General features: G+C 65.3%; 19 protein-coding genes. 10 read left to right on the forward strand and 9 right to left on the reverse strand.

Annotated elements, in window-relative coordinates:
* Positions 1-28: 28 nt before the first annotated feature.
* The 3 genes from ACPRTJ_RS24230 to ACPRTJ_RS24240 all read left to right on the forward strand — a co-directional run bounded on the left by ACPRTJ_RS24230 (position 29) and on the right by ACPRTJ_RS24240 (position 1,816).
* Positions 29-751 (forward strand): hypothetical protein, encoded by a 723-nt coding sequence (locus ACPRTJ_RS24230; protein ID WP_078480947.1) that lies wholly within the window; start codon positions 29-31, stop codon positions 749-751.
* Between the two features lie 67 nt (positions 752-818).
* Positions 819-1,505, forward strand: a complete 687-nt coding sequence (locus ACPRTJ_RS24235; RefSeq protein WP_054914493.1) for a hypothetical protein — start codon at positions 819-821, stop codon at positions 1,503-1,505.
* A 140-nt stretch (positions 1,506-1,645) separates the two neighbouring features.
* On the forward strand, positions 1,646-1,816 hold the full coding sequence (locus tag ACPRTJ_RS24240; protein ID WP_173925048.1) for a hypothetical protein: 171 nt from the start codon (positions 1,646-1,648) through the stop codon (positions 1,814-1,816).
* A 4-nt stretch (positions 1,817-1,820) separates the two neighbouring features.
* On the opposite strand, the gene betI is transcribed toward ACPRTJ_RS24240, so the two are convergent.
* The 8 genes from betI to ACPRTJ_RS24280 all read right to left on the reverse strand — a co-directional run bounded on the left by betI (position 1,821) and on the right by ACPRTJ_RS24280 (position 12,188).
* Positions 1,821-2,468 carry a transcriptional regulator BetI gene (betI, locus tag ACPRTJ_RS24245; protein WP_052504246.1) on the reverse strand — a complete coding sequence of 216 codons (648 nt, stop codon included), beginning with the start codon at positions 2,466-2,468 and terminating at the stop codon, positions 1,821-1,823.
* 166 nt (positions 2,469-2,634) lie between these two features.
* Entirely contained in the window at positions 2,635-4,077 is a 1,443-nt protein-coding gene (locus tag ACPRTJ_RS24250) for a purine-cytosine permease family protein (protein WP_043861246.1), read from the reverse strand.
* A gap of 60 nt (positions 4,078-4,137) precedes the next feature.
* Positions 4,138-5,322 (reverse strand): iron-containing alcohol dehydrogenase, encoded by a 1,185-nt coding sequence (locus ACPRTJ_RS24255; RefSeq protein ID WP_054914492.1) that lies wholly within the window; start codon positions 5,320-5,322, stop codon positions 4,138-4,140.
* 10 nt (positions 5,323-5,332) lie between these two features.
* Entirely contained in the window at positions 5,333-6,829 is a 1,497-nt protein-coding gene (locus ACPRTJ_RS24260; RefSeq protein ID WP_236176252.1) for an aldehyde dehydrogenase family protein, read from the reverse strand.
* A 158-nt stretch (positions 6,830-6,987) separates the two neighbouring features.
* Complete coding sequence (locus tag ACPRTJ_RS24265; RefSeq protein WP_043861243.1) at positions 6,988-8,355, reverse strand: APC family permease; 1,368 nt, start codon at positions 8,353-8,355, stop codon at positions 6,988-6,990.
* A 269-nt stretch (positions 8,356-8,624) separates the two neighbouring features.
* Positions 8,625-9,524 (reverse strand): proline iminopeptidase-family hydrolase, encoded by a 900-nt coding sequence (locus ACPRTJ_RS24270; protein WP_426427410.1) that lies wholly within the window; start codon positions 9,522-9,524, stop codon positions 8,625-8,627.
* Between the two features lie 188 nt (positions 9,525-9,712).
* Positions 9,713-10,789, reverse strand: coding sequence for a hypothetical protein (locus tag ACPRTJ_RS24275; RefSeq protein WP_426427412.1), 1,077 nt, complete (start codon positions 10,787-10,789; stop codon positions 9,713-9,715).
* A 58-nt stretch (positions 10,790-10,847) separates the two neighbouring features.
* Entirely contained in the window at positions 10,848-12,188 is a 1,341-nt protein-coding gene (locus ACPRTJ_RS24280) for a diguanylate cyclase (RefSeq protein ID WP_426427414.1), read from the reverse strand.
* Positions 12,189-12,541: 353 nt separating this feature from the next.
* On the opposite strand from ACPRTJ_RS24280, the gene ACPRTJ_RS24285 reads away from it, so the two are divergent.
* Positions 12,542-12,826: a methyltransferase domain-containing protein gene (locus tag ACPRTJ_RS24285; protein ID WP_426429154.1), complete on the forward strand. Its 285-nt coding sequence runs from the start codon at positions 12,542-12,544 to the stop codon at positions 12,824-12,826.
* 110 nt (positions 12,827-12,936) lie between these two features.
* Here the strand turns inward: ACPRTJ_RS24285 and ACPRTJ_RS24290 are convergent, their stop codons facing one another.
* Positions 12,937-13,710, reverse strand: a complete 774-nt coding sequence (locus ACPRTJ_RS24290; RefSeq protein ID WP_043861240.1) for an ABC transporter ATP-binding protein — start codon at positions 13,708-13,710, stop codon at positions 12,937-12,939.
* A 433-nt stretch (positions 13,711-14,143) separates the two neighbouring features.
* Here ACPRTJ_RS24290 and ACPRTJ_RS24295 point away from each other — a divergent pair, with 433 nt between their 5' ends.
* The 6 genes from ACPRTJ_RS24295 (at position 14,144) to ACPRTJ_RS24320 (ending at position 23,925) form a co-directional block, all read left to right on the forward strand.
* The gene (locus ACPRTJ_RS24295; protein WP_054914486.1) at positions 14,144-14,698 is read left to right on the forward strand and encodes a phage tail protein; all 555 of its coding nucleotides are present in this window, start codon (positions 14,144-14,146) and stop codon (positions 14,696-14,698) included.
* A gap of 29 nt (positions 14,699-14,727) precedes the next feature.
* Positions 14,728-15,285: a phage tail protein gene (locus tag ACPRTJ_RS24300; RefSeq protein ID WP_116053949.1), complete on the forward strand. Its 558-nt coding sequence runs from the start codon at positions 14,728-14,730 to the stop codon at positions 15,283-15,285.
* A 35-nt stretch (positions 15,286-15,320) separates the two neighbouring features.
* Entirely contained in the window at positions 15,321-15,860 is a 540-nt protein-coding gene (locus tag ACPRTJ_RS24305; RefSeq protein WP_116053946.1) for a phage tail protein, read from the forward strand.
* The gene (locus tag ACPRTJ_RS24310; RefSeq protein ID WP_426427417.1) at positions 15,853-16,398 is read left to right on the forward strand and encodes a GNAT family N-acetyltransferase; all 546 of its coding nucleotides are present in this window, start codon (positions 15,853-15,855) and stop codon (positions 16,396-16,398) included. The genes ACPRTJ_RS24305 and ACPRTJ_RS24310 overlap by 8 nt, the downstream gene beginning before the upstream one ends.
* Positions 16,399-16,521: 123 nt before the next feature.
* The gene (locus ACPRTJ_RS24315) at positions 16,522-21,789 is read left to right on the forward strand and encodes a putative Ig domain-containing protein (RefSeq protein ID WP_426427418.1); all 5,268 of its coding nucleotides are present in this window, start codon (positions 16,522-16,524) and stop codon (positions 21,787-21,789) included.
* A gap of 138 nt (positions 21,790-21,927) precedes the next feature.
* Positions 21,928-23,925, forward strand: coding sequence for a peptidase U32 family protein (locus tag ACPRTJ_RS24320; RefSeq protein ID WP_043861235.1), 1,998 nt, complete (start codon positions 21,928-21,930; stop codon positions 23,923-23,925).
* The last annotated feature ends 54 nt before the right edge of the window (positions 23,926-23,979 follow it).

Below are 23,979 nucleotides of genomic sequence, written 5' to 3' on the forward strand. Positions count from 1 at the left end.
CCCAGCAGACACCGAGGCACCTCCGTCAATGGACCCGACACTCACCCAGGCCCTTGCGCAACTGCGCCGCGCCCTGCCCATCGGCCTGCGCCACGCCCGGGCCCTGCTGCAACGCTGCGCCGGCAACCCGCAGCAGGCCGCCGAGCTGTACAAGGCCGAACTGCTGCAGGTGCTGATGGAAAAATCCGGTCTGCCACACCACCAGGCCCGCCAGTACCTGCACAGTGCGGGCTACGACCTGAGCCGCGCCTTGACCGCCCTGGACGAAGCGCGTTTCACCCTGACCCAGCGCATTCTGCGCCACCATCACCAGGACAAGCCGCGCGCCCTGGACCTGATCGCCCAGGCCATCGAAACCGCCGGACAGCTGCCCCGCCAGTACTGGCTGGATTTCGAGCGCCTGGATCAACTGCCCCCGGCGCTGCGCTGCTTCATGGTGATCCACGAATGGCTGGCCTTCGAGCAATGGGAAGGCTTTGACAGTGCCCTGCACTTTCACCTGCCCCAGGCCATCGCCCAACTCAGGCACCTGCAGCTCGATGCCCTGGCGCACACACTGGAGCAGGCCGATCAGCGCCAGCAGCACCTGCGCCAGGCCCATGCCGATGAACACCACGTCGAGCTGGCCATACGGATCCAGCATGACCCGCTCTTCGACGCCTGCCAAACCCGCTTCAACCAGCAGCGCACGCAGCTCGACGAGCAGCTGTACGCGTGGGTGGAGCGGCACATGGCGCAGTTTCCCGCCTGAGCTGCGCCCCTGCAGCGCGCAAGCCGGTAGACTGCCGCCCTCCCCGACGGACCTCGGATTCCCCCTCATGGAACTGCACTACCGCATCACCCCCGACCACCTCCAGTCCTGGATCGCCGAACCGCTGAAGCAGGAACTGCTCAAGCAGGACGCGCAACAGGCCCGCGCCCTGGCCACCTTCGCCAGGTGGCAGAGCCGCCTGATCGGCCCGCTGATGTTCGCCCTGTGCCTGATCGGCGCCCTGCTGGCGGTGTATCTCCCGGAGCGACGCATCACCCCGGAGAAAGCCATCGCCCTGCTGCTGTTCACACTGGTGTTCATCCCGCTGTGGTGGCGCTTTTCCGGGCGCTGGGTCGGCCACCTGCAAGCGCGGATCGCCGCCAACCACGCCAAGCCCCGGGCACCGGTACGCGGGCTCAACCAGCGCCTGATCGAGGCCAGGCTTCGGGCACCCCTGAAATCGGCCCAGGACACGTACAAGCTGAGCTTCGATGATCAGGGCTTCACGCTGGACAAGGCCCGGGGCGGCAAGACGGTCCTGGCCTGGGAGCAAGTCGTACACCTGCTGGAAACGCCGGATTTCTACCACGTGGCGAGCGCAGACATGCGCGCCAAGGGCATGGCCTGCCTGATTGCCAGGCACAGCGAGCTGATGCCGGCGCAGGACTATCAGCAAGGTCTGCAGGCGTTTCTGAGCCACTGCCCGGTCACGGCTAGCGCCCCGGCCACGTCTTGCCCATCAACCCCGAAGTAGCCCTCGGCCGGCCTGGGCGCAGGTGGTAATTCGGCCAAAGCACAGGGAAGCAATGCCATGGCAACGCGCCGGTGCTGCATGCAGCCATGGCGAACGTATAAGGTAGGCCGCACAACAATCCAACTGCCAAGGAGACAGCCATGACCCTGTTCTGCCGGCTTAGCCTGCTGTTGCTGATCGTGGGAATGCTGCTGGGCGAGATCGTGATCGCCAGCGTGGGGCTGGTGGGCGTGTGCGGTGCGGCGCTGTACATCAGCATCCGCGAGGACACCCCGCAGGCGCCCCCCGCCGAGCCGGAGTTTCTCGCCTAGCCGTTCAAGGCTGCAGCGGTTCGGCGCCCTTGACGAACATCTGCGCCGTGACAATGCAGCACTTCTCGGCCTTCTTCGAACTGAAGGCCTTGTGGTCGAGCGCCCATTCCAGCCAGAAGCCGTCGATCAGCGCGGTGATGGTCAACGCCGCGCTTTTGGCGTCTATCTGCGTGCCCTGTGCCTTGCCGATGGCCTTGAACACCGACTCCAGTTCCTTGCGATAGTCGGCATAGAGCTTCTTGTTCAAGGCTCGCAGCTGCTCCGACGATACCGCCGCCCCCCAGAACCCCAGCCAGGTGGTGAGGATGAACTCGTTGAAGATCTGCCCGCGAAACGAGGAGCGGATGATCGCCAGCAGACGGTCCTCGGGCGTGCCGCCCTGCACCGCCAGGTACTTGCGGGTTTCTTCGCGCAGCTGGTCGGTGAGTTCCTGGTAGGTCGACAGCATCAGCTCTTCCTTGCTGGAAAAGTGATGGCCGATCAGCCCGATGGACACCCCGGCCTGCGCGCAGATGCGCTCCAGGGTACTGCCACTGTGGCCATAGCGGGTGATGCACTGCATCGTCGCCTCGATGATGGCCTTGCGGCGCGTCTCGGGGTCGATGCGGGTTCGACGCTTCCTGGGTTGGGTTACTTCGGGCTCACTGCTCATACGTCAACAACCTGTGCACTGCGGGGCATGGCCCCGGTCTCCGGACAGCGGCTACATCTCAGTCGCCAAGCGAGGCGACAATTTAGCAACTTTTGCCCGGGCAAGTGACAGGAAATGGCGATTGCCCCGGCGTGCGTCGCGCACGCCGGGGCAATCGTCGACAGGCTCAGTTGGCGCTCAGGCCGCGCTCCAGGTCCTTGTCCAGTTCATCGATGCGCGACAGCTCCGCCGCGATGTCCTGGGTGCGGCACAGCCACCCGTAGACCAGCGCCGACACCACCAGGCCCACCAGCATGCTGATGTCGGCGCCATCGAGCAGCGTGGTCACGTAGCCGGTATACAGCCCGGTGCTGGAGAACGGCAGCATGGCCACGAAGCCTGCCACGTAGGCGCCGATGCCACGCCAGTTCCAGCGCCCGTAGATCCCGTTGGGCTTGAAGATCTCGGTAATCGAGAACTTGCCGTGGCGTACCTTGTAGAAGTCCACCAGGTTGATCGCCGTCCACGGGGTGAACAGGTACAGCAGGATGGCCAGGAAGTCGCCGAAGTCCTTCACGAAGTTGTCCGAGGCGGTCATCGCGATGGCGATCGCGGTACCGCCCACCAACAGCATCGAGACGATGCGCTTGAACAAGGTGGAGGTCTGGGTCTTCACCGTGTCGGCGATACTCAGCAAGGTGATCGAGGCGCCGTAGAAGTTCTGCGCCGCGCTGGTCACCAGGCTCAGCACCGCCAGGATCAGCAGGCATTCACCGAAGCCGCCGAACAGTGTGTTGCCCAGCATCACCAGGCCCTTGGCCAGGTTCTGCCCCGGGCTCAGTGCCGCGGCCAAGGCGCCGATCAGCATCATCCACACCCCGCCGATCATCGCGCCCATGTAGGTCCACCAGAACGACGAGCGCACGCTGACGTTGGCCGGCAGGTAGCGCGAGTAGTCCGACACGTAGATCGCCCAGCTCAGTTGATACGCGGCGGCCACGAAGAACTGCGCCAGGAACGGCGTTGCCTTGAAGTCCGAGACGCTCAGCTGATCGGCTGGCAGCTTGACGAAGAAGAACAGCCCCACGGTGAACACCAGCATCACCGCGATCAGCACGAACGCCAGCAGCCGCTGCACCTTGTGGAAGGTGTTGTAGCCGGCAATCGCCATGACGATCGCCAGCAGCGAGAAGGCGATGGCCGAGCCGTTTTCAGGAACGTCGAACAGTTCGTGCAGCGTCTGGCCCACCAGCAACTGGTTGAAGGCGTTGTAGCCCACGTAGGTGGCGATGGCCACCACATACACCAGCAACGCGCCCAGGTAGCCGAATTGCGGGCGCGACTGGATCAGTTGCGGCAGGCCCATCTGCGGGCCCTGGGTGGAATGGCCGGCCATGAACAGCGTGCCGAAGGCGCAGCCCAGGAAGATCGCCACCGCCGACCAGAACAGGTTGGCGCCCATGCCGACCCCGATGATGCCCACCGCCAGGGTGGTCAGGTGCGCTTCCCCGCAGAACCAGATGGGCCACAGGTGCCACGCCTTGCCGTGGCGCTCTGCGAGCGGGACGTAATCGATGGAGCGTGTTTCAAGGTTCAGGCGTCCCTTGGACGCCGAGTGGGAGGCAGACATGGCAGTTGCACCTTTTTTTATTGGTCTGGTTGCACGGCTAAGCGGAAAACAGCGAGTTCATCAATCGCGGGCGTGGTTGATCGCCTGGGTCAACAGCGCCTCCAGTTGCGCCTGGGTGCTGTCGCGCGGGTTGGTCAGCCGCGCCGGGTCGCCCATGGCCTTGCGTGCCACGGCGCCGACATCGGCCTGGCGGACCCCGAGCTCGGCCAGCGACCTGGGAATCTCCAGGCGGTCGAGCAAGGCGCACACGGCGTTGTAGAAGGTCTCGAACTCGGCGTCCGGCAAGCCCAGGGCCTGCGCCACCGGCATCAGGCGCGGGGTGATCTGCGCCTGGTTGTAGCGCAGCACCACCGGCAGGATGACCGCGTTGGTCAACCCATGGTGGGTGTTGTAGGTGGCGCCCACCATATGGCTCAGTGCGTGCACCAGCCCCAGGCCCTTGAGAAACGCCACGCCGGCCAGGCACGAGCCGATCAGCATGTTGCCCCGCGCCTCCAGGTCGTGACCGCGTTCGACGGCGGTGTCGATCGAGCCCCACAGCAGCGTCAATGCCTGCAACGCGGCGCCATCGCTGAGCGGGTTGAAGCTGGGCACGAAGTAGGCTTCCAGGGCATGGATGATCGCATCGCACCCGGTCCATGCGGTCAGGTTGGCCGGCAGGCTCTGGGTCAGCTCCGGGTCCAGGATCACCGCCGCCGGGCGCGCCCGTGGGTGCCACACGCAGCCCTTGATGCCGCGCCCGGTGTCGGTGAGCATCGCGGTGCTCTCGGTTTCGGCGCCGGTGCCGGCGGTGGTGGGAATCGCGATCACCGGCGCAAAGTCCGCCGCACTGAAACCTGCCGGCACCGGCTTGTCGAAGTCGAAGGCCCACAGCTCGCTGCGCTGCTGACGGGCGACCAGGGCCACCGCCTTGCCGCCGTCCAGGCCACTGCCGCCCCCCAGCGCGATGATGCCGTCGGCGCCCCAGGCCCGATAGGCTGCGGCACCGGCCAGTACCGACTGGTCGGTGGGGTTGGGCTCGATGCCGCCGTACAGGCCGCAGGCAAGCCCCGCCTCGGTCAGGCTGCGCTGCAGTTCATCCACGAAGGGCAGGCGCAGCGAGCCCTGGTCGGTGATGATGATCGGTCGGCTGATGTTGAAGTCCCGGCACAGCCTGGCCAGGTGATGACGCGCACCCGGGCCGTACTCGATGGGCAGTGGCACGGTCCATTGTTGCGGGTTCAAGGCTGAAAGCGTGTTTTGCATGGGGTTGACCTCAACGGCAGCGCAGGATGGTGGATTTCAATTCGGTGTACTTGCCCAGCGCATGGGCCGAATTGTCCCGGCCATTGCCGGACTCCTTGAACCCGCCAAACGGGAAGTTCATGTCCACCAGTTCGTCATAGCAGTTGACCCACACCGTGCCGGCCCTGAGCTGGCGGGTGGCGCGGTGAATGGTCCCAAGGTCGGATGACCACACCGCCGCCGCCAGGCCGAACTCGGTCTGGTTGGCGATGGCGATGGCCTCATCGAGGGTGTCGAAGGGAATCACCACCAGCACCGGGCCGAAGATTTCCTCGTTGGCGATACGCGCCGTTGCGTCCGGGGCAAGGAAGATCGTCGGCTCCAGGTAGGCGCCTGCCCCCACCGGCGAGAGCGCCTGGCCGCCCTTGAGCAACTGCGCCTCGTGCCGGCCTGTTTCGATGTAGCGCTGGACGCGCTCGAACTGCACCGCGTCGATGATCGCACCCGTGACGCTGGCCGGGTCCAGGGGGTGCCCCGGGTAGTAGCTGTCGGTGGCCACGAGCAGTTCGCGCAACAGCGGCTCGATCACCGAGCGCTGCACCAGCAGACGCGACCCGGCGCTGCACACCTGGCCCATGTTGGCGAAGATCGCCGCCGCTGCCGACTGCGCGGCCTGGGTGAGATCCGCGCAATCGGCCATGACGATGTTGGCCGACTTGCCGCCCAGCTCCAGCCATACACGCTTGAGATTGGAGGCGGCGGCGTTCTGCGCGATCTGCCGCCCCACCGCGCCGGAGCCGGTGAAGGCGATACAGTCGACGTCGCCATGCAGGCTCAGCTCGCGTCCCACCGCGCCATCACCGGGGAGCACGTTGAATACCCCCGCCGGCACACCCGCTTCCATCGCCAGGGCGGCGATGCGCAAGGCGCTCAACGGGGTTTTCTCCGACGGCTTGAGCAGCACGCTGTTGCCGGCTGCCAGGGCCGGGGCGAACTTCCAGGCGGCCATCAGCAGCGGGTAGTTCCAGGGCACCACCGCCGCCACCACGCCCAGCGGCTGCTGGGTCACGGTGCCGAAGAATTGCGGGTCGGTGGCCGGCACCTCGCCGTGCACCTTGTCGATCAGTTCGGCAAACCAGCGCAGGCAGTAGATCGTGCCCGGCAGGTCGGCACCGATGGTATCGGCAATCGGCTTGCCGCTGTCCAGGGTCTCCAGCAGCGCCAGCTCGTCGGTATGCGCCTCGAGCAGTGCGGCCCACCTCAGCAGCACCGCCTTGCGCTCGCGGGCCGCCAGCTCGCTCCACACGCCGGCCTCGAAGCTGCGCCGCGCAGCAGCCACGGCCAGGTCCACATCGGCCTTCGCGCACTGGGCCACCGCCGCGAGCACGGCGTCGTCAACCGGGCTGCGGGTGCAGAAGGTCGCCCCGTCTTGCGCGTCCACATAGCGCCCGTCGATGAATGCCCTGCCCTCCAGCGGCAACGTTGCTGCCTTGTCGAGCCAATAGGCCCTGTCTTTGAGTCGTGTCACTGCAATACCCCGTCTTGTTCTTGTCAGGCTGGGGCAATCCTAGGCGATACTGAAAATATCTTCAATAACGATCAAGACCGTTACTGAATTTATTTTCAATAAAAAATGCCCGCATGAGCGGGCATTGTTCCAGGCGATGCATGGGCAGCAGCGTGCAGTCAGTCCGTCCAGGTCAGCGAGGGCGCCCCCCGCCGGCGCATCACCCAGGCAATCAGCAGGCCGCCGAGCATCCAGGCGGCGCCCAGCACCTTGGCGTGCACGTTGGTGCTCCACAGCGCATAGCTCAACAGCAGCACGCCCAGCACCGGGGACACCCCATGGCTGAACAGCTGCGCCTGGCCGATCTTCCTGAAGTAGATCATCACCGACACGTGCAACAGGATGTAGGCGGTCAGCGCGCCGAACGTGACCAGGGTCACCATCACATCCAGGTAGCCGGCCCCGGCGAACGCCACCACGAACGAAACCAGCGCAACCGTGACGATGGCGTTGGCAGGCACGTTGGTGCGGGCACTGATGCGGCTCAGGTACGCGGGCAGGCGCTTGTCCCGCGACATGCTGAACAGCACCCGCGCCGTGGTCGCCTGGGACACCAGGGTGTTGGCCATCAGCGCGATGATGCCGCTGGTCAGGGTGATCACCGGCAGAAACCAGGCCCCGACGATCTCGGCACTGAGGGTATAGAACGCGGTGTCTGCAGCGGCGCCCTGGTACACCGTGCCCAGCGGCACGAACACTGCCGCCAGGTACACCTGCCCCACGAACAGCACCGTGACCAGCACCAGCAGCATCATCGTGGCCCTGGAGACCGTCTCCCCGCCCCCCTTGGCCTCTTCGTTCAGGGTCGACACCGCGTCGAATCCGATGTAGCTGAGGGCTGCAATCGGTACGGCGGCGAACACCATGGCCATGGAGAAGTCGGAGCGGTTGTAGAATGGCGCGATGAAGTGCTCCAGGGTCGGCTTGAGTTCGATGATGCGAGAGGTGGCAAAGGCGGCGAACAGAAACAGCACCACCAGCTGGATCAGCAGCAGCACCTTGCTCAACCTGGCATTCATCTCGATGCCCATCAGGTTGACCGCCGTGGGCACCGCTACGAAGGTGACCAGCCACACCGTGGTCGGCACCTGCGGGAACTGCGCCGACAGCGCCGCCGCCCCCAGCACCGCCAGCAGTGCCGGCAGCAGCAGGTAATCGAGCAGAATCGCCCAGCCGGCCACGAAGCCCAGGCTGCTGTTGGTGCCGTGGGTGACATAGGAATAGACCGAGCCGGCCAGGGGGATCTTCCTGGCCATCTGGCTGTAGCTGATGGCGCTGAAGATCATCGCGACGGCGGCCACCAGGTACACCAGCGCCACCATGCCGGCGGAGGTGTTGTAGATAAGCCCGAACACGCTGACCGGGGCGATGGGCACGAAATACAGCAGGCCGTAGGCGAGCACATCGGAAAAGCTCAGTACCCGTTTGAGCCCTGCCTGCTCCGGGTCTTGTGTACTGGGGGTGTCTGACGCATTGGCAATCGACATGGGCAATCTCCGAAGCAATAGATCGTCGAGGCGCAACCCCCTGCTTCGCCAGGGGCCTGGGTCGACTTGTTTTTTATAGTTTTATCCATGACTTCAAGGGTCGGTACAGCGCGCGCGGGGCTGCGTGCGCTGTACCGGGGCTGCTTCCTGCAAGGGGCAAGTATCAAAGTGGGCCACCAGGCGAACAAGCGACCATTGCGCATGCAATCAGTCGTCGGCGGAATGATCCCCAGCGGTGCCGCCATGGCTGTGCATCGACCCGACGGCATTCAGGTGCGCGGGGTCGCCTTGGCAATGAAGGCGCGCAGGTGCCTGAAGAAGGGTTCGGGGTTTTCGATATGCGGCATGTGGGAGGCCTCGGGTATGCAGCAGAACTCGGCGCCCCTGACCATCGCCGCGAAGGCCCGGCCCGATTCGGGGGTGCCTTCGTCGTGGGCCCCGCACATGAACAGCGTGGGCACCTCGATCGACGCCAGCTTCGGGGTCAGGTCCAGGTCCGCCAGTGTGCCGGTGCCGAAGAACTCGGTGGGGCCCCACATGTAGCCGTACAGTTCGGTCGCGCAATTGTCCATCGTGTCGACCACAATCTGCGGCCAGGGCTGCACGCGGCACAGGTGACGCACATAGAACGCGTTGACCGCCTCCAGGTACTCGGGGCTGGTGAAGTCGCGCTGCGCCTCGCACCGGCGCATCACCGCCTGCAGGTGGTCGGGCAACTGCGCCTTCAATCGCTCGCAGTCCGCCATCCAGCGCTTGGCATCGACCAACGGCCCCGACAGCGCCAACGAGCACAGCCCGGCCGGCTGCCGGGCCGCATAGTTGATGGCGATGCTGCAGCCCCACGAGCTGGCAAACAGATGCACCTGGCCCAGGCCCAGGTGCTCGCGAACGGCATCTATCTCGTCGGTAAAACGCTCCAGCGTCCAGTTGCATGTGTCGCCCACCCGCTGCGAGCGTCCGCAATCGAGCTGGTCGTACAGCACCACGCTGCGGTCAGGCACCAGTTCGAGCAGCGGCAGCAGGTAGTCATGGGAGTTGCCGGGGCCGCCATGCAGCACGATCAGCGGCACGGCACCGCTGTTGGCCGAGCGGTTGAGCCGGTACCAGACCTTCCCACCCGGCACATCGATATGGCCGCTTTCATCTGGCACAGCAGCGTAGTCACTCACGAGCACCTCCAACCTTGTGATTGTTATTCTGTTGGCGCACGCCCCCGAACCCGCGAGCCCGGTACTGACGCGGGAACAGGCGGTCGTCGCCCTGCTCGAGTCTTAGGGCACGAAGGGGCTGGCACAAGCGAAAAAAAATAGGCTGGTCCTGAATTATTTTCCTGACCTGCCGTGGCGCTGCGGCACGCTCAGGGCGGCGGCGCGAACAGCACGGGCCGCGCTGCATCGGCGCCCAGTACACAGGCCACGTCATGCGCGCAACCTGGCACGATGACCATGCGCCTGGGCGTGCGCGGCTTGAGCACGGCCTGTTCATAGGCGGCATACGCCAGCCCTCGCTGCAATCGGAAAGGCCCCTGCAACATGGCCGCGCAGGATTTGTCGAGAATCGGGTAGAACGTGCCCTTGTCGGCACTGCTGTCGAGGGCACCTTCCAGGTAATCGACCTGGGCCGCCGCATAGTGTGCGCGGGCCTGCGCGCCGGTACGCGGCAGATAGCCAGGCAGCGACTGGGTGCCGTACTTCCAGTGGTCATAGGCACAGGCCGGAGACGTCACCGGCACGTCGAAGCGCCAGGTGCAGCCCCCCGTACCACAGGCCTCCCACGGCACCGTTCGCTCGCCCCGCAGGGGCACGGGGCGAACCGGGTCGAAGTACAGCCAGCTGCCCGGGTCGGCGATCACATAGCGCAGCGCCACACCCGCCGGCGGGTCGGCGGCAAAACCGATGCTGTGCTGGAGCATCTGCGCACCGGCCGAAAACCCCACCAGGGTCACACTGCGCAGGCTCGGCCACTGCCGGGCCAGTTCGCCCAGCAAGGCGTCCAGTGCCGCAAAGGCGCCAAGCGGATGGGCGCCCAGCGAGGGAGCCCCCGCCAGCCAGCCGGCACAGCTCCACAGCGCGTCGCCCGGTTGAGCGCCGGGCGTGTCCGGCATGCTGCAACGCCCGGCCTGCGCCGGCGCCACCTGATACAGCGGCGCCACCACCAGGGTACGCGGCAACCGGCCCGCAGCACGTGCCGCCTGCAAGCCGGCCTCGAAGCTGCGCCCGACATCGCGCGGATGCCCGTGCAGTATCAGCAGTGCCGTCTGCGGGCCGTGGGGGTCGCCGGGCCTTGGCACGCGCGATGCGTAGTAATGCATCTGGCCTGCACCTGCCGGCAACGCGAAGCTGTGCAGGCACTGCGGGCCGGCCTGGCGCCCGCAGTGGCCGTGCTCGGCGGCGAGCGCGCCACTGGCCATCAGCCACAGCACTGTCAACCACATAACGCTGCGCCAGAGGCGCCTTGGCGTGTGCATCGTCGCCTCCATCAGGCTTGGTCTGTCACTCCGGCGAGGTCAGTTCCCCATACGCCACCACCCGGTTCCGGCCGCCCTGCTTGGCCTGGTACATGGCCTGGTCGGCCTGTCGCAGCAGGTGCTGGTAGTCGGGGTGGCCGTTGTAGGTGGCCATGCCGATGCTCACGGTGACCTGGTGCCTGCGGCCTTCGGTCAGTTGCAACTTTTCCGCTTCGACCTTGCGCCGCAACTTCTGCGCCACCTTCATGGCGTTGGCGCTGTCGATGTCCACCAGGATCATCAGGAACTCCTCGCCCCCCATGCGGAACACGTAGTCCCCCGCGCGGCTGTGGCTGCTGAGGATCTCGGCGATCTGCTGCAGAATCGCGTCGCCGGCTTCGTGACCGAAGTTGTCGTTGATCGACTTGAAGTTGTCGATATCCACCGAGAACACCGAAAACGTCTGCCCGGTCTTCTGCGCGATGGCGATCTCGTTGCCGATCACCACCGGCAGGAACTTGCGGTTGAGCATGCGTGTGAGCACGTCGCGGCCGCTTTCCAGCTCGTTGGCAGTGTTGAACAGGTTGTCGAGGTTGAACATCAGGCTCTTGGTCTGGTCGCGAATGTCGCGCAGCAGGCGCATGCGCGTCTCCTGCTCGTGCATCGAGGCAAGAAACATGGGCAGCAACACGTCATCCATGTGACGGATGATCTTCAGGATCTGATCGCTTTCGCTGGTGTTCTGGAAGGCGTAGGCGCCCTTGTGACGGAACCACAGGCCGAAATCAGAGGCCGCGAGCCTGGGCAGGTTCACGCCGTTGGAGCCCATGGCCAGGTCGAACATCAGGCTGTTTTCCCAGTCCAGCAAGGCGCCACGCTGACGCTCGCGCTCGGTGCTGATGTTCTGCAGCACCGAGAACAGCCGGTAGCCTTCCTCGTTGCGCGAGTTGCGGTCATGGGACCGCGAATAGGCGTGGCTCATGATTTCCATGGCCAGGTCCATGGTTTCGCTGGCCAGGCGCAATGCCTGCGCCTCGCTGGCCCACTGCTGTTCGAGAATCAGCTGGAACAGCAACTTCTTCAGGTGCCGCGCACCACTGAGCACCAGGTGCAGCGGCACGTCGATGCGCGCATGCACTTCCCCCACCTGTTTCTGCAGGGCAACCAGCGGCATGCAGTCATCGGTGGGCGACACCGAATAGACCCGCACCAGCCAGGCCTGCATCGAACTGCCCAGGCGGCTCTTGACCTCGTCGTGGGACAGGATCAGCGAAGCATTGGGGTCGGCCAGCATGTGTTCATAGAACCGCGCGGCCAGCATGACCTTGTTGCGCTCGACAAGGCCCTGCAACGATTGGGTCAGCGAGCATGGGTACTGGGAAACCATGCTGTGCCATTCTTTGGCTTGTACTTCCGGGGAAACGCTTGGCATGTGTGGCCTATTTTCAGTTCAGCAAGAAGCCTGATGCCTACACGAATCACAAGAGGCTTCGGCACTGGACGAACCAACCGGGTTCGCCCGCCGGGTATTCTATTGCACGCTGCGCGGGAAGTCTTTGAACGCGAGCCCTGCATACCCGGCTCAATACTTGCGCGGCCCTGCCGATAGCCTGCGCAAGGCATTTTTTCAGACGTGAGGCATTCCTGTACCCGCAGGACCTGGAAGACTACACGCACTACAAGCAGGAACAGGCCAACTACCACGCCGAGCCCGCCAGGGTCGACGCGCTGGGCGACTTCCTGGATATCCCCTTTGCCGACCAGGCCTTCGACTACCTGATCACTTCCCACGTCATCGAGCATGTGCCCAACCTGCTGGCGGCCTACGTGGAGTCATCCCGGGTGGTGAAGGACGGTGGCGTGTTCTTCTGCATCTTCCCCAACCGCAACGCCGAGCCCACCGACCGCATCCGCGCGCTGACCACCCTGGAACAGATGATCGACGCCTACGAAAAGCGCGTCGACATGAGCACGATCGACGCGCACCTGTGGCGTGGCCATCACCTGGTGTTCTCCCGGCACTGATCATCGACCCGGAAAACGAAGAGTACCGCCAGTGGTTCGTGCAGTTCACCGGCGGCCCGTTCATGAACCCTGTGACCTGACCCCGCCGAGCCGGCCGCACGCAGGCCGGTTCAGGCGTGCCAGCAACGGTACCAGCCATCCTGTTCGCTGATGCGCAGCTGCGTCTGGTACAGCTGCGACAGTGCCGCGCTGGTCAGCACCTCGGCCTTGGGCCCGTCGGCCACGATGCGCCCCTGGCTAAGCAGCACCACACGCTCGATCTCCGGGATGATCTCGTCGATATGGTGGGTGGTGATGATCATGGCGTGCTCCTCGGCGCAGAAGCTGCGCAGCAACCTCAGCATGCCCAGGCTCGCCCCCATATCCAGGCCGTTGGCCGGCTCGTCGAGAATCAGCGCACTGGGCCGGTGAACCAGCGCGCGGGCCAGCAGCAGGCGGCGCTTCTGCCCGGTGGACAGGCGCTGGAACATGGTGCTTTCGTACCCGGCCATTTCCACCTCGGCCAGCAGCGCACGCGCCTGCGCCAGTTGCTCGTCATCGGGCTGCAGATGGCCATGGGCACCGATGGCGCCGAAAAAGCCCGACGCCACCACATCCAGCGCCTGGGTGTGCGGGGTGTAGTCTTCCTGCAGGTCCTGGGACACGAACCCCAGGCGACTGCGCAGTGCCCACAGGTTGACGGTGTCGCTGCCGAACAGCTTCAGGTGGCTGCCTTCGCGCTCCACCGGGTACAGCTCGCGGGTGATCAGCTTGAGCAGGGTGCTTTTGCCGGCCCCGTTGGGGCCCAGGATGGCGACCTTCTCGCCGGCACCGATGTGCAGGGAGAAACCGTCCAGCACACGGTTGTGCTGCTGGTAGGCGGTGACATTGTGGAAATCGATCATGGCTTGCTCGTCAGTGCGGCACGGAAAAGAACCCGGATCTTTCCACAGCACGCAGCCACTGGCTACAGGGCACGGCCAGGTGCCCATGAATGCCGGGCGCGACGCGTATCTGGCGCCAGATTACCGACAGCCGCCCCGCGTCAAACAATCGTTTGAAAAAAATCGTCGAAATACCCATTTTCAGTGATGGCAATGCGTCACTACCTCGCCTAGCATCAACCCACCTCCCGAGGGCCGCTTCGCCGGACCCTCTGCCTGTTATCGCAACCATGGAAGGAACGCTCATGAAGAAGCGCAGATGGAAGCTGGAACGGCCACAAGCCGTGATCGATAACCGCCTTACCTAGCTAGTCAGCTCTGCCGTGATTGTCACTCACTTGCCTGCAAGTGGGTTTTTTTTGGTGCCTGAGAAACATGATGGAGGTTTGTTCATATGGAACCTTTCGTGGGTGAAATCCGCCTGTTCCCGTACAACTTCGTGCCCAAGGGTTGGCTGCCGTGCGACGGACGCCTGTTATCCACGCAAACCAACGCTGCACTGTTTTCCTTGCTCGGCACCCAGTTCGGCAGCTCCGGCAACAACCTGTTTGCCCTGCCTGACCTGCGCGGGCGCACCGCGCTGGCCCGGAACAGCACCGGCACCCCTGACCCCGGCCTGAGCAATCATACCCAGGGCCAGTCAGCCGGCACCGAGAAAGAAACACTGCCCGCCGCCGCACTCGCCCAGCATACCCATGAGGTCTATGTATCCGATGCCCTGGGCAACAGCGGGCCGGCCGGTGCGTTCCCGGCCACCAGTGCCAACCTGGCAACCCCACCGGTCGCTTCGCGCAGCACCTACGTCAAGTTCGACAGTAGCAAGCAGCAAGCGCTCAACCCGGCAACGATTCAGCCCACGCCACCCCAACAGCCCCTGGACAACATGCAGCCTTCGCTGGTGCTGCAGTACTGCATCGCCAGTGTTGGCGTTTACCCACCGCGCCCGTGAACACGCTCCTTCACATCAAGGAATGAACCATGTCTGAAGCCTTTATCGGGGAAATCCGTCTGTTCGCAGGCAACTACGAGCCACAGGACTGGGCACTGTGCAATGGCCAGCTGTTGTCGATCCAGCAGAACCAGGTGTTGTTCACGCTGTTGGGCACCACCTATGGCGGTGATGGGGTCAACACCTTCGCCCTGCCCGACCTGCGCGGCCGGGTACCGGTAGGCGCCGGCGCAGGCCCCGGCCTCACGCAGCGCAACCTGGGCCAGGCAATGGGCAGTGCACAGACCTCCATTGGCGTGCAACACATGCCCGCTCACTCGCATACCTTTTACGCCAGCACGCAGTTGGCCGATGCCGCCTCGCCGGTCGACACCCAGGCACCGGCCTCGCGCACGCTCGGGGTGTTCACCGCGCAAAGCTCGACCAAGGGGCTGTACAGCAACGGCGGCACCAACCCCAACGTCACACTGAACTCCGCGGCAGTGTCGGTGGCGCCAGGCGGCGGGCAACCACATGCCAACCTGATGGGCAGCATGGCGCTCAACTACATCATCGCGCTGGCCGGGATCTACCCGTCGCAGCAGTAAGCCCACCCCTCTCTGAATCAAGGAAAGAGCATTCCATGGACGCTTTCTATGGTGAAATCAGGCTTCTGCCCTACAGTTTCGTGCCGCAGAATTTTCTTCCCTGCGACGGGCGTTCGTTGTTGATCCAGCAGTACAGCGTGCTGTTTACGGTGATCGGCAACCGATTCGGCGGCGATGGCAAGACCACATTCATGCTGCCCAATCTCAATGGTCGTGTGGTGATGGGAGCCGGCCAGGGTACCGGGTTGCCAAACGCAGCCTTCGCCAGTACCGCTGGCGCCGACAAGGTAGCACTCAATTCCTTGAACTACCCGCCACACAACCATGGGTTCACCGCGCGCGATGGTACCGAGCCGGACCAGAGGGTCGACATCCCGAGCACCACCACCTACCTGGCCCAGCCACGCAACATCAACCTGTACAACACTGTGGGCACCACGCAGACGCTGGCCGAAGGCAGCATGACTGACGCCGGTACTGGCAACGGCAACATCGAGCGCAACCTGATGCAACCCTACCTGGCGCTGGCGTACTGCATCTGCGTCGAAGGGGAGTACCCGATCCGCAATGACTAGCCTCGAGCGCCTGGCCCGCCTGTTGCCATCGTCGTTCGTTCCCGGCCTGCGCCTGCAGGCCGAGGCGGATGACGGGTTTCTGCGCGCGCTGTTCGTGACGCGCCGCTGGGAAGAGGTGCGTGCAGCACCAGGGTGGACCGACGCGCAGCGGGTCGCGTTTCTGCACGCCCAAGCCGAGCTGCAGCAACGCCACTACGCCCTGCACTATCGCTCGGCCGAATTCCTGTTGCTGGAGCACCAGGGGCAACCGATCGGCAGGTTGTGCCTGCAGGTGCACGCCAGCGAAGTGCGGGTGGTCGATATCGCCTTGCTGCCTGCCTGGCAGGGCAAGGGGCTGGGCAGCACCCTGCTGGCCGCGGTGCTCGCGCTGGCCGACGGCCAGCACACGCGCTGTGCCCTGAGTGTGGAGCCGTTCAACCCGGCGCGCCGGCTGTATGCGCGCCTGGGCTTCGAGGTAGTTGGCGAGCAGGGCTTGTACCTGCAGATGCAACGGCCACTGACGCAGACCTGTGCCGAGGGTGCCCACATGGAACCCTGACCACGCCGCTGCCGTTACCTCAACGCTGCAAAACCCGCACTGCCAGTCACGGCATACGGGTTGTTCCGATGACTCTTGACCCGCGCCGCAAGCGAGTAATACCGCTACCTGGCAGGAAGCCCCATGAACAGATCCCTGATTGACCTTCGTCACCGCATGGCCCGCAGCATTGCATTGCTGGGCCTGATGCTCGTCTCGCTGCTGCTGTGCGGCCAGGCCAGTGCCGCCCCGACCCTTTCCCCCGCCAGTGGCACCGCCCTGCCGGATGTGGCGGTCAACACACCGATACAACCTGTCACTATCACCGCCACCGGCGGCGCCATGCCGATCTTCGAGTGGTACGAATGTGATCAGGATGACCCCAGCATGCCGACCAACTGCCTGCCGCCCGGTCTGTTTCTGGACACGTCGCCTGGAAGCGCGACCACCACCCTGCATGGCACCCCCACAGCCATCGGCAGCTACGATTTCTGGATTTCGGCCCTTGACAACAATGACGACGTCGGCAAGGCCCGTTACACCCTCAGGGTCACAGGCGCAACACCGACCCTGACCGCCGTATCGCCCGGCAGCGGCGGCGCCATCGGCGGCACCTCTGTGACCCTGACCGGCACCAATTTTGTCGGCGTCACCAACGTGACATTCGCTGGCGTGCCCGCTACCAACATCATCGTCGTTTCCCCGACCTCGATAACCGCCACCGTCCCCGCCCACACGGCAGGCCCGGTCAACGTGACGGTCACAACGGCAAGCGGTACGAGCACGCTGACCAATGGTTTCACCTACCTCGCCGTACCGACCCTGACCATCGCTACGCCCAATTCCGGCGCCACCACCGGCGGCAATCAAGTGTTTATCTCAGGCACAGGCCTGACCGGCACCACCAGCCTCACCTTTGGCGGCACGCCGGTAAGCAGCTTCACCGTCAACAGTTCGACATCGATCACCGCCATTGCGCCCGCGCATGCCGCCGGGCCCGTCAATGTCGTGGCCACCACGCCGGGGGGCAGTGCCACTTCGGTCAATGCCTATACCTACCTCGCCGTGCCGGCCCTGAACACCGTCACCCCCAACTCAGGCCCCATCGGCGGTGGCACCAGCGTGACCCTCACGGGCACCGGCCTGACCGGCGCCAGCAGCGTCACCTTTGGTGGGGTATCGGCAACCGGCTGGACCATCAACAGCCCCACCCAGATCACCGCCACAATCCCGGCCGGCAACGCCGGCGTGGTCAACGTGAGTGTCACCACTGCCGCCGGCTCGGCGTCGTTGACCAATGCCTTCACCTACATTGCACCGCCGGTTGCCGGCCCGGTCAGCGCCTCTGTCGGCCACAACAGCAGCGCGAACCCTGTCACACTCAGCCTCTCGGGGGGCGTCGCCAGCAGCGTGGCCATCAGTACCTCAGCAAGCCACGGCACAGTAACGGCCAGCGGCACCAGCGTCACCTACACACCCACGGTCGGTTTTGCAGGCACGGACAGCTTCACCTATACCGCCACCAACAGTGCAGGCACCTCTGCCCCGGCGACCGTGACCGTTACCGTCGGTTCCCCGACCATCAGCATCGCCCCTGCATCACTGCCTGCGGGTACTGCCGGTATCGCCTACAGCACCACCTCGCTGGCTGCCAGCGGGGGTAACGCGCCCTACGCCTTTTCGCTTGCATCTGGAGCCTTGCCCAGCGGCCTGACCCTGGCATCCAACGGCACGCTCAGCGGCACGCCGACCAGCAGCGGCAACTTCAGCTTCACGGCCAGGGCCACCGACGCGTTCAGCTACACCGGCACGCGCAGCTATACACTGACCATCGTTGCCGGCAGCATGGCCATCACCCCGGCGACATTGCCGGCCCCCATTTACAGCAGCAGCTACAGCCAACAGCTCACCGTCAGTGGGGGTGTCGCGCCCTACACCTTCAGCATCAACGGTGGCAGCCTACCGACCGGAATCGCCCTTTCCAGTACCGGTACCCTGACCGGAAGCCCCTCCAAAGCCGGTACTTACACCTTCAGCGTCACGGCGGTCGACAGCTCCAGCAACCTCACCAGCGTCAGTCAGACCTATACCCTCACCATTGCCACGCCCTTCATAGACATCACGCCGATTACCTTGCCCGCAGCTACGGTGGGCACGGGGTACAGCACGTCGATCAGCGCCAGCGGTGGGGTTGCACCCTTCGACTACGGTATCGCCTTCGGCGCGCTGCCTGCAGGAATGAGCCTTACCAGCACAGGCACCCTGAGTGGCACACCAACCACCGCCGGTACGTTCACTTTCGGGGTGCGGGCCAGTGATACCAACAGATTCACCGGAGTGCGTCCCTATTCCTTCGTGGTTGGCCAGCAAGCGCCGGTAGCCGCCAATATCAACCAAACCCTCGCAGCCAACAGCGGCGCCAGCACGATCAGCGCAAGCCTCAGCGGGGGGCCGACCACCAGCCTGGCCGTGGTGACACCCCCTGCACATGGCACCGTCAACATCACCGGGGCCACGGGTTTCACCTATACCCCGACCCCAGGCTATGCCGGCGTCGACAGCTTTACCTATACCGCCACCGGCCCGGGGGGGACTTCGGCGCCTGCCACCGTCAACCTCGCCATCACGCCGCCCACCGTGGTTATCGGCACGACCACACTGGCCAACGCCACCCAGAACGTGCCCTACACGGCCAGTATCAGTGCCAGTGGCGGAACCGCGCCGTACAGCTACACCATCGTTTCGGGCGCCCTGCCGTCCGGCATGACCCTGGCCCCGACCGGCAGCCTGGCCGGTACGCCAACCGCACCCGGCACCAGCAGCTTTACCGTCAGGGTGACTGACAGCCAGAATTTCCAGGCAAGCCAGGCGCTGAGCCTGACAGTCGTGGCGCAGGCGCCCGTGGTCGGCAACGTGTCGGCCAGTGTGGCCGCCAACACCAGCAACAACCCGCTGACCCTGAACCTGGGCAGTGCCCCGGTCACCAGCGTGGCCGTGGCCAGCAACCCACAGCACGGTACTGCGCAGGTCAGTGGCACCAGCATCACCTACACCCCGACTGCCGGTTACTCGGGCATTGACAGCTTCACCTACACCGCCACCGGCCCGGGCGGCACCTCGGCACCTGCCACGGTGAACGTTACCGTTACCCCGCCAACCCTGGTGCTAAGCCCAGCGTCAGGCTCGCTGCCGCCAGGCACCGTGGGCACCGCCTACAGCTTCGGCCTGGGTGCCAGCGGCGGGATGGCGCCGTACAGCTATGCCATCGGCGGCAGTCTGCCCAATGGGTTGACACTCAACACCTCGACCGGGGTGATCAGCGGCACGCCGACCGAGGCCGCCAACGCCACGCTGACCGTTACCGCCACCGATGCCAACGGTGCCACCGGCAGCCGTACGCTGAGCCTGACAGTCGTGGCACAGGCGCCCGTGGTCGGCAACGTGTCGGCCAGTGTGGCCGCCAACAGCCGCAACAACCCGCTGACCCTGAGCCTGGGCAGTGCCCCGGTCACAAGCGTGGCCGTGGCCAGCAACCCACAGCACGGTACTGCGCAGGTCAGTGGCACCCGCATCAGCTACACCCCGACTGCCGGTTACTCGGGCGTGGACAGCTTCACCTACACCGCCACCGGCCCGGGCGGCACCTCGGCAGCCGCCACGGTGAGCCTCACCATCACCCCACCGACGCTGGTAATGAGCCCGGCCTCCGGCCCACTGCCGCCAGGCACCGTGGGCAGCGCCTACAGCTTCGGCCTGGGTGCCAGCGGCGGGATGGCGCCGTACAGCTACGCCATCGGCGCCGGCAGCCTGCCCAATGGCCTGCAGCTCGACCCGGCGACCGGGGTGATCAGCGGCACGCCGACCGAGGCCGCCAACGCCACGCTGACCGTTACCGCCACCGACGCCAACGGCGCCACCGGCAGCCGCAGCATTACCCTGGCGATCGCCGCCCAGGTGGTCACCGTGGTGTCATCCAGCGAGGCGCTCAGCCCCGGTGCTGTCGCCAGCGTCGACCTTACCCGTGGGGCCACCGGAGGGCCGTTCCTGCGCGCCCGCGTGCTGTCGTTGAGCCCAGCGTCAGCCGGGCATGCCAGCCTGACATCGGTGGCCCCTGCGCGAGCAGCGCGTGCCGCCCTGTCCGGTTTCAACCTGCGCTTCGTGCCTGCCGCTGCCTTTGCCGGCACAGCAGTGGTCACCTTCAGCCTGGAGAGCACCAGCGGTGCCAGCGCGACCGGCACCGTGACCTTCAGCGTGCAGGCACGTCCCGACCCCAGCAAGGACGCCGAAGTGATCGGCCTGCTCAACGCGCAATCGCGCGCAGCGGATCGTTTTGCCAGCACCCAGATGGACAACTTCAACCGGCGCCTGGAGCAACTGCACCGCCCTACCTGTGACCGCAACGCGTTCAACGCCAACGTTCAACATGGCCGCGACAACCTCGGCCTGGGCAGCCTGGGCAAGGCGCTGCGCGACGAGCTCGAAGGCAACGGCAAGGGCAATGACGACGAGGACGCGGACGACACCCGTCGCAAACAGCGCGACACCGCCCGCGCCACCTCCGGCGAGTGCGTCGAAGAGGCCGTGGCCTACTGGACCGATGGCTTCATCAACACCGGTTCCAACCGCGCACGCGGCGCCAAGGACAACAGCTTCGTCACCTACGGACTGAGCGCCGGCGTCGACTATCGCCTGTCGCCAAGGGCCGTGGTGGGCATCGGTTTTGGCTACGGCAACGACCGCGCCGACATCGGCGAGCAGGACACCCGCAGCGAGGCTGACGCCCTGGGCCTGGCGGCGTACCTGAGCGTCAACCCGCTGTCGGAGATCTACATCGATGCACTGCTGGGCTACAACCGCATCCGCTTCGACTCGCGCCGCTACGTCACTGCCGACCCGTCCAACGGCTATGCCCATGGCTCGCGCGACGCCGACCAGCTGTTCGCCTCGCTGACCGCCAGCTACGAGTACCGCGAAGGCGCCCTGTCGCTGGCGCCGTACACACGGCTGAACGCCAGCTTCACCAAGCTGGACGACTTCAGCGAACGGGGCGGCGGTATCTACGGGCTGTCGTACGAACAACAGCGCCAGCGGACCTTCACCTCGTTCCTGGGCGTGCGCAGCGGCTACGACATCCAGACCGGCGCCGGCGTGCTCACGCCGCGGGTCGGGCTGGCGTGGGGTCACAACTTCAGCCACAGCGACGACTACCGCATGCGCTACACCGACCAGACCAACGACGGCGTGCTGTATCGCCTGTCACCCGACCCGATGGACAGCAACTTCGTCGACCTGGACCTGGGCCTGGACTTCAGCCTCAGCCAGAGCTGGCGCCTGGGCTTCTCGTACAAGACCGCGCTGGCCACCGACGAGCGCAACGAGATGTTCCGCATCGGCCTGGACGGGCGCTTCTGACCCCTGCCCTGGCGCCCCTTTGCCGGCCTCACCGGCGAAGGGGGCTGGTCAATCTGCATGACGCCTGTCGGCAAAGGTGCCGACAGCGCGTTGCGCGGCTACAATGCGCGGCTACCGTGACCAGCAGACTAAAAAGACATGTCCCTACCCAAGCATCACCTGGAATTGCTCAGCCCCGCCCGCGACGTGGCGATTGCCCGCGAGGCGATCCTGCATGGCGCCGATGCGGTGTACCTGGGTGGCCCGAGCTTCGGTGCCCGCCACAACGCCTGCAACGAGGTGAGCGATATCGCCGGGCTGGTGGAGTTTGCCCACCGCTACCACGCGCGGGTGTTCACCACCATCAACACCATCCTGCACGACAACGAGCTGGAGCCGGCGCGCAAGCTGATCCACCAGCTGTACGACGCCGGCGTCGACGCGCTGATCGTGCAGGACCTGGGGGTGATGGAGCTGGACATTCCGCCCATCGAGCTGCACGCCAGCACCCAGACCGACATCCGCACCCTGGCACGGGCCAAATTCCTCGACCAGGCCGGCTTCTCGCAGCTGGTGCTGGCCCGCGAGCTGAACCTGCAGGAAATCCGCGCCATCGCCGACGAAACCGACGCGGCCATCGAGTTCTTCATTCATGGCGCGCTGTGCGTGGCGTTCTCCGGGCAGTGCAACATCTCTCACGCCCAGACCGGACGCAGCGCCAACCGTGGCGACTGTTCCCAGGCCTGTCGCCTGCCCTACACCCTCAAGGACGAAAAAGGCGGCGTTATCGCCTACGAGAAGCACTTGCTGTCGATGAAGGACAACAACCAGAGCGCCAACATCCGCGCCCTGGTAGAGGCTGGCGTGCGTTCGTTCAAGATCGAGGGCCGCTACAAGGACATGGGCTACGTGAAGAACATCACCGCCTACTACCGCCAGCGCCTGGACGAAGTGCTCGAAGACCGCACCGACCTGGCCCGCGCCTCCAGCGGCCATACCGCGCACTTCTTCGTGCCCGACCCGGACAAGACCTTCCATCGCGGCAGCACCGACTACTTCGTGAGCGAGCGCAAGATCGACATCGGCGCGTTCGATTCGCCCACCTTCACCGGCCTGCCGGTGGGTGTGGTGGAAAAGGTCGGCAAGCGCGACCTGCAGGTGGTCACCCATGCACCGCTGTCCAACGGCGACGGCCTCAACGTGCTGGTCAAGCGTGAGGTGGTCGGCTTTCGTGCCAACATCGCCGAGGCCAGGGGCGAGTTCGACGAAGACGGCGAAAAGCGCTACCGCTACCGCGTAGAGCCCAACGAGATGCCCAAGGGCCTGCACCAGCTGCGCCCCAACCATCCGCTGAGCCGCAACCTGGACCACAACTGGCAGCAGGCGCTGCAGAAGACGTCGGCCGAACGCCGTATCGGCCTGGGCTGGGTCGCGCAGTTGCGTGAACACGGCCTTGAGCTGACCGCCACCAGCGAGGAAGGCATCAGCGCCAGTGCCACCCTGCCCGGCCCGTTCGGCCCGGCCAACAAGCCGGAGCAGGCGCTGGAGCAACTGCACGACCTGCTCGGCCAGCTGGGCACCACCCAGTACCACGCCACCGGCATTCGCCTGGATGCGCCGCAGGCGTACTTCATTCCCAACTCCCAGCTCAAGGCGCTGCGCCGCGACGTGATCGAGAGCCTCACCGCCGCCCGCGTTGCCGCGCACCCGCGCGGCAGCCGCAAGGCCGAGACGGTGCCGGCGCCGGTATACCCCGAGTCGCACCTGTCGTTCCTGGCCAACGTGTACAACCAGAAGGCCCGCGACTTCTACCACCGCCACGGGGTCAAGCTGATCGATGCGGCCTACGAGGCCCACGAAGAGCCCGGCGAAGTGCCGGTGATGATCACCAAGCACTGCCTGCGCTTCTCGTTCAACCTGTGCCCCAAACAGGCCAAGGGCGTCACCGGCGTGCGCACCAAGGTTGCGCCCATGCAGCTGATTCACGGTGACGAGGTACTGACCCTGAAGTTCGACTGCAAGCCGTGCGAGATGCACGTGATCGGCAAGATGAAGGGGCACATCCTCGACCTGCCGCAACCGGGCAGCGTGAAGCACATCGTGGGCCATATCAGCCCCGAAGACCTGCTCAAGACCGTGCCGCGCGGCACGCACTGAGTGCCGCCCGGGCGGTCATGCGCCCTGCATGACCGCCCGCACCCGGCTTCGCAG

Source organism: Pseudomonas palmensis (assembly GCF_049942755.1).
GTDB lineage: Bacteria > Pseudomonadota > Gammaproteobacteria > Pseudomonadales > Pseudomonadaceae > Aquipseudomonas > Aquipseudomonas palmensis.